The organism is Micromonospora sp. WMMD882, from assembly GCF_027497255.1.
In the GTDB taxonomy this organism is placed as follows: Bacteria; Actinomycetota; Actinomycetes; order Mycobacteriales; family Micromonosporaceae; genus Micromonospora.
The window spans coordinates 5,317,685-5,334,142 of record NZ_CP114903.1; the positions used below are offsets into that span (position 1 = coordinate 5,317,685).

Annotated in this window: 20 protein-coding genes and 1 pseudogene; 13 read left to right on the forward strand and 8 right to left on the reverse strand. The window is 73.2% G+C overall.

Annotated features, from left to right (window positions below; genetic code table 11):
- The first annotated feature begins 218 nt into the window (after nt 1–218).
- The 4 genes from O7606_RS22770 to O7606_RS22785 all read left to right on the forward strand — a co-directional run bounded on the left by O7606_RS22770 (nt 219) and on the right by O7606_RS22785 (nt 3,709).
- Complete coding sequence (locus tag O7606_RS22770; RefSeq protein WP_281596056.1) at nt 219–1,259, forward strand: hypothetical protein; 1,041 nt, start codon at nt 219–221, stop codon at nt 1,257–1,259.
- 103 nt (nt 1,260–1,362) lie between these two features.
- Nucleotides 1,363–2,145: a DUF2993 domain-containing protein gene (locus tag O7606_RS22775; protein WP_281596057.1), complete on the forward strand. Its 783-nt coding sequence runs from the start codon at nt 1,363–1,365 to the stop codon at nt 2,143–2,145.
- Nucleotides 2,146–2,534: 389 nt separating this feature from the next.
- On the forward strand, nt 2,535–3,383 hold the full coding sequence (locus O7606_RS22780) for a sulfurtransferase (protein WP_281596058.1): 849 nt from the start codon (nt 2,535–2,537) through the stop codon (nt 3,381–3,383).
- Nucleotides 3,384–3,388: 5 nt separating this feature from the next.
- Nucleotides 3,389–3,709, forward strand: coding sequence for a DUF1416 domain-containing protein (locus O7606_RS22785; protein WP_281596059.1), 321 nt, complete (start codon nt 3,389–3,391; stop codon nt 3,707–3,709).
- 196 nt (nt 3,710–3,905) lie between these two features.
- Here the strand turns inward: O7606_RS22785 and O7606_RS22790 are convergent, their stop codons facing one another.
- On the reverse strand, nt 3,906–4,169 hold the full coding sequence (locus O7606_RS22790) for a hypothetical protein (RefSeq protein ID WP_281599819.1): 264 nt from the start codon (nt 4,167–4,169) through the stop codon (nt 3,906–3,908).
- Nucleotides 4,170–4,309: 140 nt separating this feature from the next.
- Complete coding sequence (locus O7606_RS27675; RefSeq protein ID WP_348651175.1) at nt 4,310–4,597, reverse strand: DivIVA domain-containing protein; 288 nt, start codon at nt 4,595–4,597, stop codon at nt 4,310–4,312.
- A 435-nt stretch (nt 4,598–5,032) separates the two neighbouring features.
- On the opposite strand from O7606_RS27675, the gene O7606_RS22800 reads away from it, so the two are divergent.
- Both O7606_RS22800 and O7606_RS22805 read left to right on the forward strand, forming a co-directional pair.
- Nucleotides 5,033–5,272: a winged helix-turn-helix domain-containing protein gene (locus O7606_RS22800; RefSeq protein ID WP_281596061.1), complete on the forward strand. Its 240-nt coding sequence runs from the start codon at nt 5,033–5,035 to the stop codon at nt 5,270–5,272.
- A 247-nt stretch (nt 5,273–5,519) separates the two neighbouring features.
- Nucleotides 5,520–5,933, forward strand: a complete 414-nt coding sequence (locus O7606_RS22805) for a hypothetical protein (protein WP_281596062.1) — start codon at nt 5,520–5,522, stop codon at nt 5,931–5,933.
- A 185-nt stretch (nt 5,934–6,118) separates the two neighbouring features.
- On the opposite strand, the gene O7606_RS22810 is transcribed toward O7606_RS22805, so the two are convergent.
- Both O7606_RS22810 and O7606_RS22815 read right to left on the reverse strand, forming a co-directional pair.
- Nucleotides 6,119–6,394: a hypothetical protein gene (locus tag O7606_RS22810; protein ID WP_281596063.1), complete on the reverse strand. Its 276-nt coding sequence runs from the start codon at nt 6,392–6,394 to the stop codon at nt 6,119–6,121.
- A 464-nt stretch (nt 6,395–6,858) separates the two neighbouring features.
- Entirely contained in the window at nt 6,859–7,044 is a 186-nt protein-coding gene (locus O7606_RS22815) for a hypothetical protein (RefSeq protein WP_281596064.1), read from the reverse strand.
- A gap of 132 nt (nt 7,045–7,176) precedes the next feature.
- Between O7606_RS22815 and O7606_RS22820 the strand changes: the two genes are divergently transcribed.
- Nucleotides 7,177–8,205 carry a hypothetical protein gene (locus O7606_RS22820; protein WP_281596065.1) on the forward strand — a complete coding sequence of 343 codons (1,029 nt, stop codon included), beginning with the start codon at nt 7,177–7,179 and terminating at the stop codon, nt 8,203–8,205.
- A gap of 56 nt (nt 8,206–8,261) precedes the next feature.
- On the opposite strand, the gene O7606_RS22825 is transcribed toward O7606_RS22820, so the two are convergent.
- The 3 genes from O7606_RS22825 to O7606_RS22835 all read right to left on the reverse strand — a co-directional run bounded on the left by O7606_RS22825 (nt 8,262) and on the right by O7606_RS22835 (nt 11,154).
- Nucleotides 8,262–10,295: a glycogen debranching N-terminal domain-containing protein gene (locus tag O7606_RS22825; RefSeq protein ID WP_281596066.1), complete on the reverse strand. Its 2,034-nt coding sequence runs from the start codon at nt 10,293–10,295 to the stop codon at nt 8,262–8,264.
- Nucleotides 10,292–10,696, reverse strand: coding sequence for an SCP2 sterol-binding domain-containing protein (locus O7606_RS22830; protein ID WP_281596067.1), 405 nt, complete (start codon nt 10,694–10,696; stop codon nt 10,292–10,294). Before O7606_RS22830 ends, O7606_RS22825 begins: the two co-directional genes overlap by 4 nt.
- An 83-nt stretch (nt 10,697–10,779) precedes the next feature.
- Nucleotides 10,780–11,154 (reverse strand): DsrE family protein, encoded by a 375-nt coding sequence (locus tag O7606_RS22835; protein WP_281596068.1) that lies wholly within the window; start codon nt 11,152–11,154, stop codon nt 10,780–10,782.
- A gap of 12 nt (nt 11,155–11,166) precedes the next feature.
- On the opposite strand from O7606_RS22835, the gene mtfM reads away from it, so the two are divergent.
- Together mtfM and O7606_RS22845 are read left to right on the forward strand one after the other, a co-directional pair.
- A complete protein-coding gene (gene mtfM / locus O7606_RS22840; RefSeq protein WP_281596069.1) occupies nt 11,167–11,271 on the forward strand; it encodes a small membrane protein MtfM in 105 nt (34 codons plus the stop codon).
- 35 nt (nt 11,272–11,306) lie between these two features.
- Complete coding sequence (locus O7606_RS22845; protein WP_281596070.1) at nt 11,307–11,906, forward strand: FABP family protein; 600 nt, start codon at nt 11,307–11,309, stop codon at nt 11,904–11,906.
- Nucleotides 11,907–11,919: 13 nt separating this feature from the next.
- Here O7606_RS22845 and O7606_RS22850 read toward each other — a convergent pair whose 3' ends face one another.
- A complete protein-coding gene (locus O7606_RS22850) occupies nt 11,920–12,771 on the reverse strand; it encodes an aminotransferase class IV (RefSeq protein WP_281596071.1) in 852 nt (283 codons plus the stop codon).
- A gap of 94 nt (nt 12,772–12,865) precedes the next feature.
- On the opposite strand from O7606_RS22850, the pseudogene O7606_RS22855 reads away from it, so the two are divergent.
- The 4 genes and pseudogenes from O7606_RS22855 to O7606_RS22870 form a co-directional block, all read left to right on the forward strand.
- A pseudogene (locus O7606_RS22855) lies at nt 12,866–13,240 on the forward strand (Fur family transcriptional regulator); the annotation flags it as partial.
- Between the two features lie 185 nt (nt 13,241–13,425).
- Nucleotides 13,426–14,547 (forward strand): folate-binding protein, encoded by a 1,122-nt coding sequence (locus tag O7606_RS22860; protein WP_281596072.1) that lies wholly within the window; start codon nt 13,426–13,428, stop codon nt 14,545–14,547.
- 55 nt (nt 14,548–14,602) lie between these two features.
- Nucleotides 14,603–15,436, forward strand: coding sequence for a 3-keto-5-aminohexanoate cleavage protein (locus O7606_RS22865; protein WP_281596073.1), 834 nt, complete (start codon nt 14,603–14,605; stop codon nt 15,434–15,436).
- 44 nt (nt 15,437–15,480) lie between these two features.
- Nucleotides 15,481–16,446, forward strand: coding sequence for an asparaginase (locus O7606_RS22870; RefSeq protein WP_281596074.1), 966 nt, complete (start codon nt 15,481–15,483; stop codon nt 16,444–16,446).
- Nucleotides 16,447–16,458 lie beyond the last annotated feature (12 nt).

Consider the following 16,458-nt stretch of genomic DNA (forward strand, 5'->3'; position numbering starts at 1 on the left):
GCGCGCGACCAGCGGGCACCCGGACGGGGTGCGGCGCTGAGAACTCGTGGTCCCGGCGTCGGTGGCGGGCGGGTCAGGGCTTGAGCCTAACCGATGCCTTCCCCGTCACCTCAATGCTCTTTCCTGTTTGTCTGGGTTGCCCGTACTCATCGGCAAGCTTTTAACGTCCCGGAAACGGCGATCACCCGGACGGTGTTCCGGTCTGGCACCATCGGGTGGTGTTTGCCTCCGCCTCTTCCCCGGCCGCCCCGGACCCGTGGTCCGACGAGGTCGAACCGGCCGGCTTCCCGCCGCCGCGCACCGGCCCGGGTGTCGACGGGCCCGCCGGCCCGCGCAAGCCGCGCCGGTTCCGTCCGGGCGGCGGCGGCCCCAGCGTCTACAACCCGGACGAGGAGTTCGACGACGGGCCCGAGGAGGACGAGGAGGAGATCGAGCCGGTCGAGATCAACAAGCGGCTCGCGCTGACCATCGCCGGCTTCGCCCTGCTGCTCGGCGTCGGGCTGGTGCTCGGCGCGCAGACCTCCGGCCCCGGCCACCGGCTGCCGTTCAGCCTCGTCGTGTTCGGCGTCCAGCTCCTGTTCGTGCTCGCCTGGACGATGGCCACCCGACCGCCGGCCCTGCTGGCGGTGGCCGGCGCCGCCACCCTCACCGCGGTCGCCGTCGACACCGTCGCCGTCCGGGCCGGGCAACCCGGGCTCAGCCGACTGCTGTACGCGGCGGCGGCCGGGCTCGTCGTCGCCGTCATCGCCCAGACCGTCCGCCGCGCCGACCGGCGGCAGCTCACCGACTCGTTCGGCACCACCGCGCTCGTCGTCGCCGGAGTGCTCGGCGTGGCCACGCTCATCCCGCTCAGCCGGATCCCCGCCGGCACCCAGACCATCACGACCGCCCTCACCGCCACCGCGCTCGCGCTCGCCGTGGCCCGGGCCACCGACGCCGTGCTGGCCTGGCCGAGGCTCGCCCCGCAGGTGCCCCGGGGCGCGGCCGGCGTGGTGCTCGGCGCGATGCTCGGCACCCTGGCCGGCGGGGTGCTCGGCAGCTTCCTGGTCGGCTTCACCCCGACCAGCGGCGCGCTGATCGGGCTGGCCACCGCGGCCACCGCCGTGCTGGCCGACCTCGCCGTCGGGTACGCCGAAGCGGGTCGGCTGATGGCCGGCGAGCCGCCCACCCTGTGGATCGCCCGGCACATGCAGGGCCCCCTCGGCGGCATCGCCCTCGCCGCGCCGGTCGCCTACCTCATATGCGTACTGTTCCTCTGACCTCCTCCCCGTCGGGGGCGAGGTTGGGACCCCCGGGGACCGGGTACGAACCGGTCCACGTACGGCGCTGCCGCGGCGGCGCGTTGAGAAGAGTGGAGGCGGCGTGACCGAGGCGGCGTACGACGAACGGCCCCGGCGACGCGGGCGCAAGGTCCTCGTCGGCCTGCTCGTCCTGCTGCTGGTCCTGGCCGGCCTGCTGGTGCTGGCCGACCGGATCGCCACCGGGGTGGCCGAACGCGCCATCGCCGACCAGGTGAGCCAGGAGCTGAACCGGCAGGACGCCAGCGCCTCCCCGCCGAGCGTCGACATCGGCGGATTCCCGTTCCTCACCCAGGTCGCCGCCGGAAGGTACGAGCGGATCACGATCGGGCTGAGCGACGTCACCGGCACCGTCGACGGCAACTCCGTCACCCTGCCCACCCTCGACGTGGACGCCCGCGACGTCACCGCGTCGTTGGACACCATCCGCTCCGGCCAGGGCGACGTCACGGCGGCCCGGGTCGACGGCACCGGCACGATCAGCTACGCCAGCCTCGCCGCCTACCTGGACCGGCCCGGCCTCACCCTCGCCGAGCGGGACGGCAAACTCGCGGTCACCGCCCCGGTGGACATCTTCGGCCAGCAGCTCACCGTCAGCGGCGTCGCCGAGATCACCGTCGACGAGCAGGGCAAGGTCAGCCTCGGCTTCAGCGACCTGGACGCCGAGGGCCTGCCGAACCTGCCGGCCGCCCGGGCGCTGCTCAACAACTACGCGCAGGGCATCTCGATCGACGTGCCGCTGCCGGAGCTGCCGTTCCAGATGACCGTGCGCGGGGTCACCCCGCTGCCCGAGGGTCTCCAGGTCAGCGCCGACGCCCGCGACGTACCCATCAACGCCCTGGGCTGACGGGCGGCGCGCGACGCGGGTGTGGCGCGGAGCACGTACGGGCTGAGCTGGGGAGTCGTCCCGGATGGTGGTCGGACCGGTAGCGGGATCTGGGATCGCTGGGTAAGCTCCGGGGTCATGGGGACGCTCCTCACCAAACGGCGCGCGGTCGACCTGTGCCGCGTGGCCACCTGCCTGTGTAGTTCCGTCATCTGACGACGGAGCTGCTCTTCGGCTGCCCAGCGGCCACCGGCCCGGTGCACGTACCCCCGGTCTCCTCTCCTCGCCCGGCAGCGGCGCCGTCGCATCCAACCCGTGATCCGTCCGTCCTGGGTCCGCGCGTGATGCGACCGAAACTCGCATCCTCCCCGCGCGTCACTCATCCGCCATCCACACCAGGGAGTGATCCGATGAGTCGCGACACCGCACTCGTCTCGGCCGAGTGGGCCGAGAAGAACCTCGACGCCCCGGGCGTCGTCTTCGTCGAGGTCGACGAGGACACCGCCGCCTACGACACCGGCCACATCGCCGGCGCGATCAAGCTCGACTGGAAGACCGACCTCCAGGACCCGATCCGCCGGGACTTCGTCAACAAGGAGCAGTTCCAGGCGCTGCTGTCCGAGCGGGGCATCGGCAACGACGACACCGTCATCCTGTACGGCGGCAACAACAACTGGTTCGCCGCGTACGCGTACTGGTACTTCAAGCTCTACGGCCACCGCGACGTCAAGCTGCTCGACGGCGGTCGCAAGAAGTGGGAGCTGGACGCCCGCCCGCTGGTGAAGGACGCGGTGACCCGCCCGGCCACGCAGTACGTCGCGCAGGAGCCGGACACCTCGATCCGCGCCTTCCGCGACGAGATCGTCCCCGCCATCGGCAGCAAGAACCTGGTCGACGTGCGCAGCCCCGACGAGTACGCCGGTCGGCTGCTCGCCCCCGCCCACCTGCCGCAGGAGCAGGCGCAGCGGGCCGGGCACATCCCCACCGCGATCAGCGTCCCGTGGTCCAAGACCGCCAACGAGGACGGCACGTTCAAGTCCGACGACGAGCTGCGCAGGATCTACGCCGACGCCGGGCTGGACGACGGCAAGGAGACCATCGCCTACTGCCGGATCGGCGAGCGCTCCTCGCACTCCTGGTTCGTGCTCCAGGAGCTGCTCGGCCACCAGAACGTGAAGAACTACGACGGATCCTGGACCGAGTACGGCTCGCTGGTCGGCGTGCCGGTGGCGCTCGGCGACGAGCCGGGGAAGGCGTGATCACCATGACCGCACCCACCGCTGCCGGCTGCGCCGCGCCGGACCAGGCCGCGCCGCTGCCCGCGAGTCTCGACCTGGAGAAGGAAACAGTCATCACCGGGCTGGTCACGGCCGCCTCCGGCGAGGTCGTGCCCGGCGCGTACGTCCGGCTGCTCGACTCGACCGGCGAGTTCACCGCCGAGGTGGTCACCTCGCCGGCCGGCCAGTTCCGGTTCTTCGCCGCCCCGGGCAACTGGACCCTGCGCGCCCTCTCCCGCCACGGCAACGGCGACGCCAGCGTCTCCGCCACCCGCGGCATCAACGAGGTCACCGTCACCGTCGCCTGACCGACGCCCGAGCGCGCCCCGGCCGGGAACCGGCCGGGGCGCGCTCGTCGGCGCGCGCCCCGCGCGCCCCGCGCGGGCGCGCCGCTGGGCGCGCCGCTGGGCGCGACTTCCTGGATATCGGGGTGACCCGTCGACTGGTCACCCCGATATCAGGAAAGTGGAGTCGATCAAGGGCGGCCGTAGCGCCCCGACAGGCTCAGACCGGCGCCCGAAGCCGGGGCGCGCAGTCGTCGGCGTGGCCGGGGCGCAGCACGCACCGCCGCCGGTGCGGCAGCCGCCGATCACAGAACACCGCCTGCTGCCCGGCCGGGTCGCCCTCGACGGAGACCGTGGTCGCGCCCACCTCCACCTGCGGCAGGAACCCCAACGACCGCCCGACCGCCCGAGCCAGCACCTGCGCGGCAGCCAGGTCGGCCGCCACCACAGTCAGATGTACGACGAAACGCCCGTCCCCACCCACCGGGGTGCCTTCGGCCCCGCTGGTCGGGACACTTTCGGCCCCGCTCACCGGCAGCGGTCTGCGCTCACTTGCCGGTATCAGTTCGCCCCCGCTCACCGGAGCGCTTTCGCGCCCGCTTACCGGCACCGGTTCGCCCCCGTTCACCGGCACACCCGAGGGGCGAAGCGGGACTGCCAGTCCCGCAGGGTCCGCTTGAGTCGGGCGTTCTCCTCCCGGGCCCGGTCCAGCTCGGCGCGCAGGGCGGTCAGGTCGTCGGCCACCCGGTGCAGGAACACGCTCACCTCGCCCGGGTCCGCGCCCCGCCGCACCAGCGAGAACCGCCGCTCACGCACCCGCTCCGCGCACAACGGCCAGTACGCCGCAGCCCGGTAGTGCCGCCCAGCGCTGTTACCCGTCCCGACCGGCCGCGCCTGCTCGGGCTGACGCACCCGGTCGAACTGCCGGGCCTGGTTCGGTTGCCGGCGTCGGTCGGGCGGCCGTACCTGGTCGGGTTCCCGGCGCCGGGAGTCGGGCTGGCGGTGCCGGGAGTCGGGCTGGCGGTGCCGGGCGGATGTGGACGGTGGACGGGTGTTGCGGCGGAGCCGTCGAAGCAGGTTGCGCACGGTCGAACCACCCTTCGGCGAGGATCCCCGCCCCGGCAGAAGACCCCTGCCCGGGGCGAAGTCGCTGGAGGTCGGGGCGGACCGCCGTTGACCCGCGGCCCGCCCCGACAGGGGATGAGCGCCGTTCGTTGCCACGCGAGGAGCACTCGCCCACCAACATAGGTACTGAGGTTGCGTAAGTCGACCTGCGCACTGAAGGCGTCTTCGGCTTGTTCCGCGTATCAGGTCGTGATCGAATTGGCGTGCCACGCGAGGAGAGTCATGCCTGCATTGCCGGATTACTTCAAGATCGCCAACGAGATCATGTCCGACGTGAGTAGCGGTCGGATGAGACCGGGGGCCAAGCTGCCGTCCATCGCCGAGCTGTGCGAGAAGCACAGTGTGAGCGCATCGACCATCAGGCTTGTCTTCGTGCGTCTGGAAGCCTTGGAAGTCATCGATCGCCATCAGGGCAAGGGCGTCTTCGTCACGCACCCCGACACCTGGATGCGCAAACCCTGACCGCTGCCTCCACGCCCTGCGGTCGGCGTTCCCGGTCGTAGTGCCGCGCGAGTCGCCCTCAATCAGTGAGCTCTGTCGCCTGTATTCGTCGGCGCCTCCACCAAGATCGTGCTGAATCCGAGCAGTAGTGGCCTCATGGCGTCCTGAGGCCACTGCAAGTGGGAAGTAGTGCGATCTTGACGGGCGGCGGCGATCGGATGGGCTGAGCGGGGCGGGTGAGCTACGATCCGGCTCATGACCGCAGCTTATGCGTACGAGATACGAGATTCCTGAGCATGCGCCCGCCCCGGTCGAGGCTGTTGAGCAGGCCGAGGGCGGCAAGGTCGTCTACCTGACGCGTAAGGGTCGTCGGGTGGCAGCCGTCGTGCCCACTGCCGTGGCGGAGCACAGCGATCTTGACGATCTTGAAGCGTTCTGGGAAGCGCAGGAGAACCAGGTCCGGGAGGCATGCCGGCGGATGTGGGCGGCCGTGGCCGACGAGGACGAGGACGCCAGACGGGCGATACGGGAGTCCATCGACCGCATTCTGGAGGAGATCGAGGACGCGGCCGACGCGGCGATAGCCAGCGCAGCCATGACACGTCGGTCTCTCGACGGATCTGGGATTCCGCTGGCGCAGGTCGTTCGGGACTTCGCCGAATGGCGTGGTCTGTCGAGCTGACCCGACGCGCGCGGAAGCAGATCGAAAACTTGATGAGAAGGTCAGGCGTCGGGTATTACGGGCGATTGAGGGCCTGGTGGACGAGGCTCGACCGCCAGGTGCCAAGAAGCTCGTCGGGGAGGTCGGCCAGTGGCGGATCCGGGTGGCCGATCACCGCATCGTCATTCCACCAAAGCGATGGGGTGTCAGAAGGAGCGGAGTCGCTTCGGGTTGCCGGCCGGAGCGGATGCGGGCTGCACGACCTTGTAGTCGAGGGCTTCCAGGGCGCTCGCCGCGACGGCGGGGGCATCGCGGACGGCGGCCAGAAGCTGCAGTCGACGCCACTGTTCACGGCCGGTCTCCACAGCGGCCCGCCAACCATCGACCGTGTCGACGTTGAACTCCTCGATCACCGCCTGGAGGACGTCCTCGACGCATGGCCGGAAGCGGTGCCCGCCGAGCGGGAAGTGGAATTTGGCCATTCTCGGAATTTTCGTGGCGGCGTCGGCGCTGGGTCGGCCGGCCCCGCCCGCTGTCCTGCATCATGAAAGCGAACTCGTCGCGATGCCCGTGCACGTGCAGGTGGGCACAGGGAATCCCCTTCTGATCCTCGCGTACGTACTCGTACCGGAACAGTGGGGCTTTGTCGCCGCGCAGGGTGATGTGCGTCCATGACGCCTCGGTGGTGAGGTGCCGGCCGGTGGAATCCAGGCAACAGTTGAACTTGAGCTGTAGGTCCAGGCGGTGCTTGCCGTCGATCGTCAGGGGGAACGTTCCGAAGTCGTCGCCTTCGACGATGCCGACCATCACCCGGCTACCGGTCCTGCCGGGGATCAGGAGGGCGGAGAGTCGCTTGCTCGTCCGCACGATGCGGTGCACCCGACTGGTGATGTCGTCGGCGAAGGCGCTGGCCTGCCCGACAAGGTCGCCGGTGGCCCGCTGGCCCTCAGTCGTCATCGCCGAGCAGGTAACCGATCGATCGGACCATCTCGTAGATGTTGCGCTCGTCGGGGCGCAGGTCGAAGTTCCGCCCCAGCTCGTAGAGGGTGTCCTTGTCCATGTGGACCCGGTCCAGCAGCCGTTGACGCCACTCGATCAGCTCCTCACGGGTCTTGACGATGGCGGTGCCCATCGCTGGTCCTCTCGCCGTGGTTGACGCCGCTGTGGGACTCATCTTGCTGAGGCCTTTCTGGATGCTTTCGAGCGTACGTACCGAAGGGGCAGCGAATGGACGCTTACCATTGTCGTTCACTGTCGGCTTCTGGTGGCGTACTTTCTGTGCGTCGCCTGGCGGATCAGCAGCCGGCACGGAAGCCTCGACCGGGGCCGGAACGGCGCGTGGGAGCATGGCGGGGTGAACAGCGCGGTCCAGACCGGGTACGTCCCGCCCAGTGGTCCCAGTCGGCCGGAGCGTGGCCTGCCGCGCTGGCTGGTCGTCGCCACCGTCCTGTGGGCGCTGTTGCTGACCGCGCTGACCTGGCTCTCCGTACGCGAGGACGGGCCGACGGTGCGCGAGCAGCGCACCCTCGCCGAAGCCGGTCCGGTGGTGGACCGGGCGATCGGTGACCTGGTCGCCGCCGCCGGCCCGGACGCGCTGGTCGCCCTCGAACCGGCCCGGGTCGAGCGGGGCTGCCGGGTGACGCCGTTCTCCGACGGCGGGACGCTGGAGCGGGCGGTGACCGTCCGGGTGGTCGGGGTGGAGCCGGACGACCTGCTGGACCGGGTCGCCGGGACGCTGCCCGACCGGTACGACGCGGGGGTGATCCTGACCCGGGAGGGGCCACGGCTGCGGGCCGACGCCGGGGAGTTCGTCACCGTGCGGGGTCGGCGGACCGAGGACGGCGCGCTGCGGCTCACCGCCGACACCGGCTGCCGTCCCGTCGGCGACGGATACCCGTCGGCTCCGGTGACCGGCGCGGAGGCCGAGGTCGCCGCCGTGGGCGCGGCGCTGCGGGCGCTGGGCCGACCGGCCGCCGACCAGCCGGATCTGGTCGCCGTGCCCTGCCCGGACGGTGACGGGCTGCTGCGCACCGCGCGGGCCACGGTCGACGCGGGGCCGCCGCCCGCCGGTGGCCCGGAACCGGCGCCGTCCGCTGGCGGCCCCGGGACGGCGTCGCCGTCCGCCGGCGGCCCCGGGGCGTCGCCGGAGGCGGCCGCGCTCGGGGCGTTGGCCGGCGGGTCCGTCGTCGCCGACACCGCCGACGTGTACGCGTACCGGGTCGGGTCGGTCACCGTGCAGGCCCACCTGGGCGACGACCCGCCCACGGTCACCGCCACCTCCGGCTGCCGCTGAGGCGGAGCGGGTCGGGGGCGGGCCGGGCGCGGCGGATCCCGACCGGCGGCCGGGAGTCAGGAGTCTCGGCTGCGGCCGAGGGCGTCCACGCGTCCCCAGCGGCCGGGGATGTCGAGCAGCTCCAGCCGGCCCATCCCGGGTGGCACGACCGGGTCGATGATCAGGTGCTCGCCCTGCGGCTCCAGGCCGAGCAGCACCCGCAGCAGCAGCAGCGGCGCGCCGGCGGACCACGCCTGCGGGCTGCACGCCGTCGGGTACTCGACCGGGTAGTCGGTCAGCGTGCGGTCGTAGCCGGCGAACGCCTCCGGCAGGCGGCCCCGGAAGTAGCCGGTCGCGTCGCACATCGCCTGGCAGATCCGGCCGGCCTCCTCCCGGAAACCGTACTTCCACAGGCCCCACGCGATGAACGAGTTGTCGAACGGCCAGACCGTGCCGACGTGGTACCCGATCGGGTTGTAGCGGCCCTGGTCGGTGGCGAGGGTCCGGACCCCCCAGCCGGAGAACAGGCGTGGGCCGAGCAGGTGGGCGGCGACCGCCGGGGCCTTCGACTCGTCGACGATGCCGCTCCACAGCAGGTGCCCCATGTTGGAGGCGAGCGCGTCGACCTGCCGGCCGTCGGCGTCCAGGGCGAGCGCGTAGTACTCCCGGTCGGCGATCCAGAAATCCCGGTTGAAGCGTTCCTTCAGCGCGTCGGCCTGCCGGTCGAGCGTGTCGGCGTACGCCGGATCCTGCCAGAAGGTGCGGGCCAGCCGGGCCCCGCGCCGCTTCGCGTCGTACGCGTAGCCCTGGAGCTCGCAGGTGGCGCGCGGGAAGCCGGGCAGCCGGCCGTCGGCGTACGAGATCGCGTCCCAGGAGTCCTTCCAGCACTGGTTCTGGAGCCCGGTCTGCGGGTTGCGGGTCTCGTACCAGACGTAACCGGTGCCGAGCAGGTCGCCGTACGAGTCGAGCCATTCCAGGGCGGCGCGTACCGGGAACTCCAGCCGGCGGACCAGGGTGGCGTCGCCGGTCCAGCGTTCGTACTCGTCGAGCAGGATCACGAACAGCGCGGTCGCGTCGGCGGCGCCGTAGTAGGGGGAGTGCGGCTGCTCCTCGAAGCCGGCGGTCTCGCCGTACCGCAGCTCGTGCAGGATCTTGCCCGGCTCCTCGTCCCGGAAGTCGTCGACCCGGGTGCCCTGGAGCCCGGCCAGGATGGAGAGGGTCGGCGGCACCAGCTCCGGCAGGAACGGCAGCACCTGGAGCCCGGTGAGCAGGCTGTCCCGCCCGAACAGGGTCATGAACCAGGGCAGTCCGGCGGCCAGCAGCCGGACCCCCAGCGCGATCGACTCGTAGCGCAGCGCGGCCAGGTCGTCGAGGCTGCGCTGGTACGCGGTGCGCAGCGGCTCGCAGTCGCAGTCCAGCTTCGGCGCGCGTTTCAGCAGCTCCCGCTGCTCCTGCTCGATGGCCAGGGGGGTACGGCCACCGCCGAGCGGGAGGGTGGCCCGGACGTCCTCGCCCCGCGCCCCGTAGACGACGGTCCCCACCCGCAACCGGGTGGACCACTCGCCGTGCGGCGGCAACCGGATGACGAAGGTGACGCCCCGCTCGTCGACCTGCCCCGGTGAGCTGGTCGAGATGACCGTCTCCCGGCGGAACTGGTCCCGCTGGTACGTCAGCCGCAGCCCGTCCGGCTCGACGGTGGCCGTCGCCCGACCCCGCTCCGCCCGGACGTTCTTGATCTCGAACAGGTCGGCGAAGTCGGAGGCCATGTCGAGGCGCACGGTGAACGACACCTCCCGCCCAGCGTGGTTCAGCACCGTCAGCTCCTCGTCCAGACCACTCCCGACGGTCCGGGTGCGGATCACCGACACCCGGGCGTCCAGGTAGTGCGTGGGCTGGCCGGGCACCAGGAAGAACCGGATCCGGTGGGCCTTCGACTCGTCCACGGAGAGGGCGCGCAGACGTTCGCCGTCGACGGTCAGCAGCCAGGTGGAGAGGAACCGGGTGTCGAAGGAGAACAGCCCGGTGGCGACGTCGAGCGCGGGCTCGACGTCGCCGCGCTGGTCGCTGACCAGGAACGTGTTGCCGTCGAGGATGCTGACCAGCCGCTTCACCCGGGCCGTCCGGTCTGCGGGCGGATGCCCGGCCCTGGCCGCTCCCGGGCGACGGCGCGCGGGTCACGGGTGCCGGGCGGCGCGGGGAAGAACCGTCGGAAGGCCAGGAACAGCAGGAGGTTGCCGCTGATGGTGGTCTCGTTGCGCAGCAGCGCGGCGATGCCCTGGGCCTCCCCGGTGACCAGCCGGTCGAACAGCGCCGCGCTGCTGCGCCACACCGTGTCGGCGGCCCGCAGGTCGCGGCACACCCGGACGGCGCCGGTGTGCAGCTCGACGTGCCAGTGCTCGGTGTGGCCGTCGGTGTTCAGGTTGATCTGGAGGGCGCCGTCGATCGGCTCTCGGAGCACGGTCGGGGCGCGCGACGGCAGCGTCGCGAAGAACTGCTCGGTCGGCCTGCCCACACCCGAATCGTAGGGATCTTTCCGGCGTACCGGGCGGTGATCGGGTGAGCCCGTCCCGCCTTTCCGGCGAGCGGGGGCGACGGTCAGTAGACGAGGGCCTGGGCGCCCTCGGCCATCGCCTCCTCGACGAAGACCGCCGCGCCGGCGATCCGTACCCCCGGCAGTACGTCGTCCGGCCCGATGTCGCGGCGGGCCGCGCACTGGGTGCAGGCGGTGACCTTTCCGCTGGCCAGGATCACGTGCAGCAGCTCGGCCAGCGGGGCGGAGTGCGGCAGCGTGAACTCCTGCGCCCGGCCCGGCACCGCGAACCAGGTCGACTCGCCGGTGAGCCAGAGGGAGACGTCCACCCCGGCGGCGGCGGCCGTGGCGGCGACGGTGAAGGCCTGCGCGCACCGCTCCGGAGCGTCCGCGCCCGCGGTCGCCTTGACGACGAGAGTCCGTGCCATGGGGGCCAGCATAGGATGGCCGGCGTGGTCACCGAGATCGGGTTCGTCAGCCTGCTGGTCGCCGGCCTCGGCGCGCTCGCCGGTGGCCTCGTCTACCTGGCCGTGAAGATGTCGAGAGGTCGTTGGTGAAGCCCGGTGAGCGTGAGCGTGACGAAGGTGGTCCGGTGAGCGACAGCGACAACCCCCTGGCGCCGCCGCCCTGGCTGAACGCGCCACCGGTCGACCCGTACCCGTACGAGGAGAGCCACGACCTGCGGGTCGGGCCGAAGCTGCACCCGACGCTCGACGCCCTGCTGCCGTACGTCGGGGTGTGGCGGGGTCGGGGCCGGGGCGGGTTCCCCACCGTCGAGGACTTCGACTACGCCCAGGAGATCCGGATCAGCCACGACGGCCGGCCGTTCCTGCACTACGAGTCCCGGGCGTGGCTGCTGGACGACGAGTCCCGCCCGATCCGCCCGGCCGGGCGGGAGATCGGCTGGTGGCGTCCGGTGCTCGACAGCGCCGGCAGGGCCACCGACGAGCTGGAGGCGCTGATGAGCGTCCCCACCGGCGTGATGGAGCTGCACATCGGCAAGCGCGCCGGCACCCAGCTCGAGTTCGTCACCGACGCGGTGGTGCGCACCGCCACCGCCAAGGAGGTGACCGCCGGGCACCGGCTGTTCGGGATCGTCGAGGGCGCCCTGCTGTACGCGCAGGACATGGCCGCCGTCGGCCACCCCCTCACCCCGCACCTCTCCGCCCGGCTGATCCGGGTGGCCGGCTGATCCGGTTGGCCGGCTAGGGCTGCCCGAGGAGGGCCTGCAACCGGCGGGTGTGCGGCGAGACCTGCCGGCCCAGGCCGACCCCGTCGAGGGTACGGATCTCGGCCACCCCGCGCAGCGAGGACGTGAGCCAGGCGACGTCGGCCTGGCGCAGGTCACCCGGGGTGGTCATCCGCTCGGCCGCCGCGCAGCCCAGCTCGGCGGCGTGGGCGAGCAGCCAGGCGGCGGTAACCCCGGGCAGAACGCCGGTCCGGGCCGGCGGCACCGTGCACAGGGTGCCGCCCTCCAGCCAGACCAGGCTCGCGGTGGGGCCCTCCAGCGCGTACCCGTCGGTGGAGACCCAGAGCACGTCGTCGACGCCGCGCCGGGCGGCCCAGCGGCGGGCGGCGGTGCTCGACGCGTACGAGATGGACTTGCCGCCGGTCGGCAGCCAGCCCAGGCCGGCGCGGCCGTCGGCGGTGACGCCGAGCGGCAGGGTGGCCACGCTGACCCCGGTCTCCCGGGCCCGGCGGGCGGCTGCCGGCACCTCGCCCAGCGTGGCGTAGACCGTCGACGGCCCGCCGCCCTCCGGCCCCCGGGTGCAGACCAGCCGGAGCGCGCCCTCCACCTCGGGCGGCCAGCCCGCGCAGATCGTGTCCAGCAGCCCGGCCAGCGCCCCGACCGGGGGCAGCGGCAGCTCCGCGCCGGCCGCCGCGCGGGCCAGCCGGGTCAGGTGCTCGTCGGCCAGCCACGGTCGCCCCCGCCGGACGTGCAGGGTCTCGAAGAGCCCGTCGCCGTGCAGCGCCCCGAGGTCGTCCGCCCGGAGCACCGGTTCGTGGACCGGGACGAGGCCCCGGCCCAGCACCGCCACCCGCTTCGGTTCGGTCACGGATGCCCAGCGTAGTGGCGTACCGCCGCGTGCGGCCGGACCCACGCGGAGGCCGAACTATGATCGGACGGTGTCCGAACCCTCCCTGGCCGAGATGCTGCGGGCCCGCGGCCTGCGGCTGACCCCGCAGCGGCAGTTGGTCCTCCAGGCGGTGCTGGATCTGGGGCACGCCACACCGGAACAGGTGCACACGGCGGTCCGCGAGGTGGCCGCCGGGGTGAACATCACCACCATCTACCGCACCCTGGAGCTGCTGGAGAAGCTCGGCGTCGTCAAGCACACCCACCTTTCGCACGGCTCGCCGACCTACCACGCCGCCGGGGAGCACCAGCACATCCACCTGGTCTGCCGGGAGTGCGGCACGATCGACGAGGTGGAGCCGGAGCTGCTGCGCCCGGTGGGTGACCGGCTGGCCGCCGAGCGGGGGTTCCGCGCGGACATCGGGCACGTGGCCCTCTTCGGCGTCTGTGGCGACTGCGCCGCCCGTGCCGACGACGAGCGCGCGGGTGACAGCCGGGCCGGGGAAGGCCGCGCGGGTGACGGCCGTGCGGGCGAAGGCCGGGCCGGCGACGGCGGGGACGCTGGTGGCGGCGGGAACGGTGGCGGCGGTCGGGACGTTGGTGACCGTGGGAACGGTGACGGCAGGAGGCGGGCATGATCGACATTCCGGGCGCGGTGGCGGTCGAACGGATCGACGAGAGCAGCCGCGACCAACCCGAGCCGGCGCACGCGGCGGCCGGCGTCCGCAGCGTCGCCGCCCACTACGGCGACCCGCTACGTGAGCAGCGCATCCTCGCCACCGAGGTGGGCCTGGTCGACCGGTCGCACCGGGGCGTCGTCGCCGTCCCCGGCGAGGAACGCGCCGCCTGGCTGCACACCCTGACCACCCAGCACCTGGCCGACCTGGCCGCCGGCGAGGGCAGCGAGCTGCTGGTGCTCTCCCCGCACGGGCACGTCGAGCAGCACGCCATGGTCGCCGAGGACGGCACGACCACCTGGCTGGACACCGAGCCGGGCGACACCGGCGGCCTGCTGACGTACCTGGAACGGATGCGGTTCTTCAGCAAGGTCGACCCGCGTGACGCCACCGCCGACCACGCGGTGCTCGCCCTGGTCGGGCCCGGCTCGGTCGAGGCGCTCGCCGCCCTCGGCGTGGCCGCCGGGGGCGGGCTGGCCGAGCCGGACGCCGTCGCGGTGCCGGGCCCGAAGTTCGCCACCGGCGCGGTGCCGGCCCGGCCCACCGTCCGGTACGACGTCCGCCCGCTGCCCGTCGGCGGCTGGGCGCGACGCGGGCCGCTCGGGGTGGACCTGCTCGTGCCCCGCGAGGCGATGGCCGACGTGGTCGGCACGCTGCGCGGGGCGGGCGTGCCGGTCGCCGGGCTGTGGGCGTACGAGGCGCTGCGGGTGGCCGCCCGCCGGGCCCGGGTCGGGGTGGACACCGACCACCGGACGATCCCCGCCGAGGTGGACCTGATCGCCCCGGCCGTGCACCTGGCCAAGGGCTGCTACCGGGGTCAGGAGACGGTGGCCCGGGTGCACAACCTGGGGCGTCCGCCGCGTCGGCTCGTCCTGCTGCACCTCGACGGCGTGACCACCGACCGGCTGCCGGCCGCCGGCACGCCGGTGACCCACGACGGCCGCGCGGTCGGCTTCCTCGGCACCGCCGTGCAGCACTGGGAGCTCGGTCAGATCGCCCTCGCCGTGGTCAAACGGAACGTTCCCGACGACGCCCGACTGCTGGTGGGCGAGGCCGCCGCCGCCGTCGATCCGGCCTGATCGACCGTTCAGCAGGCGGTCGACCTGCGGCGCGGCGGCGTCTAGGATCGCCGGCATGACGACCCCGACGTTGATCACGGTGGCCCCGACCGGCGCCGAGTCGGCCAAGGCCGACGTCCCGGCGCTGCCGGTGACCCTCGACGAGCTGGTGCTGACCGCCAAGGAGTGCGCGGCGATCGGCGCGGCCGTGATCCACGTCCACATCCGCGACGACGAGGCGAAGCCCACCCTCGACCCGGGGCGGCTGCGGGACACGGTCGCGGCGCTGCGCGACGGCACCGACCTGATCGTGCAGCTCTCCACCGGCGGCGCGGTCACCGACCCGGAGGCCGCCCGGCTCGCCGTGCTCGACGCCGGACCGGACATGGCCTCCTGCACCATGGGCACGCTCAACTTCGGCGACGACGTCTTCCTCAACCGCTGGGAGTTCATCGTCGACCTGCACACCCGCATGCAGGAGCGGGGCATCGTGCCGGAGTACGAGATCTTCGACCTCGGGCACCTCACCGCCCTGCAACGGCTGCTCGGCAGGCACGGCCTCCCGGCCGGCGGGCACGTGCACGTCGACTTCGTGATGGGCGTGCCGGGCGGCATGCCGGGCACGGCGGAGGCGCTGGTCGCGTGCCGCCAGGCGGTACGGGACCTGCCGGAGGGCGCCACCTTCTCGGCCACCGGCATCGGCCGCTCCGCCATCCCGGTCATGCTGGCCTCGCTCGCCACCGGCGGGCACCTGCGGGTCGGCATGGAGGACACCGTCACGTACGCCAAGGGGCAGCCCGTCGAGTCGAACATGCAACTCGTCGCCCGCGCGGTCGGGCTGGCCCAGATCGCCCAGCGGCCCCCGCTCACCCCCACCGACGCCCGCCAGCTTCTCGGCATCCGCAGGTAGGGGCCGGTCAGGTCCGGCCCGACACACCGGTACCGTTCCACCCTGTGAGAACGACGTACGCGGGTGGGGCGCTGCTCGCCGAGGTGGTCCGGTCCGGCTTCGTGGAGGGTCTGCACCGGGGCTCGGTGGCGGCGCTCGACGCGTCGGGCGCGCTGCGGGTCGCCGTCGGCGACGTCACCGGTCCGATCTTCCCCCGCTCGGCGAACAAGCCGATGCAGACGGTCGGCATGCTCGCCGCCGGCCTCCCCCTGACCGACCCGGCCGACCTGGCCCTGGTGTCGGCCAGCCACAGCGGGGAGGACTTCCACCGCGCCCGGGTGGCCGCGCTGCTCGCCTCGGCCGGGCTGGACGAGACGGCGCTGGCCTGCCCGCCCGACCTGCCGCTGGACGAGGCGGCCCGCAGCGCCGTGCTGCGCGCCGGCGGCGGCCCCGCCCGGCTGAGCATGAACTGCTCCGGCAAGCACGCCGGCATGCTGCTGACCTGCCTGGCCGCCGGCTGGCCGACCGACGGCTACCAGCGCCCCGGGCACCCGTTGCAGCAGCGGATCCGCGCGGCGGTGGCCGACTGCGCCGGCGAGGAGCCGACGGCGGTCGGCGTGGACGGCTGCGGCGCCCCGGTGCTCGCCGTCTCGCTGACCGGCCTGGCCGGGGCGTTCCTGCGGCTGGTGTCCGCCGCCCCCGGCACGCCCGAACGGCGGGTCGCCGACGCGATGCGCGCCCACCCCGCTCTCGTCGGCGGGACGAGAGCGGAGGACACCCGGCTGATGCGTGGCCTGCCCGGCGCGCTCGCCAAGGTCGGGGCGGAGGGGATCATCGCGGTCGGCCTGCCGGGCGTCGGCGCGGTCGCCGTCAAGATCGACGACGGTACGCCCCGCGCCCGGCTGCCGGTGCTCGTCTCCGCCCTGCGCCACCTCGGACAGGACGCGCCGATCCTCGACGAGTACGCCCAACTCCCGCTGTACGGCGGCGGCGTCCCGGTCGGAGCCGTCCGCCCGGTCCCGCTGGGCTGACCGGTCAGCGGG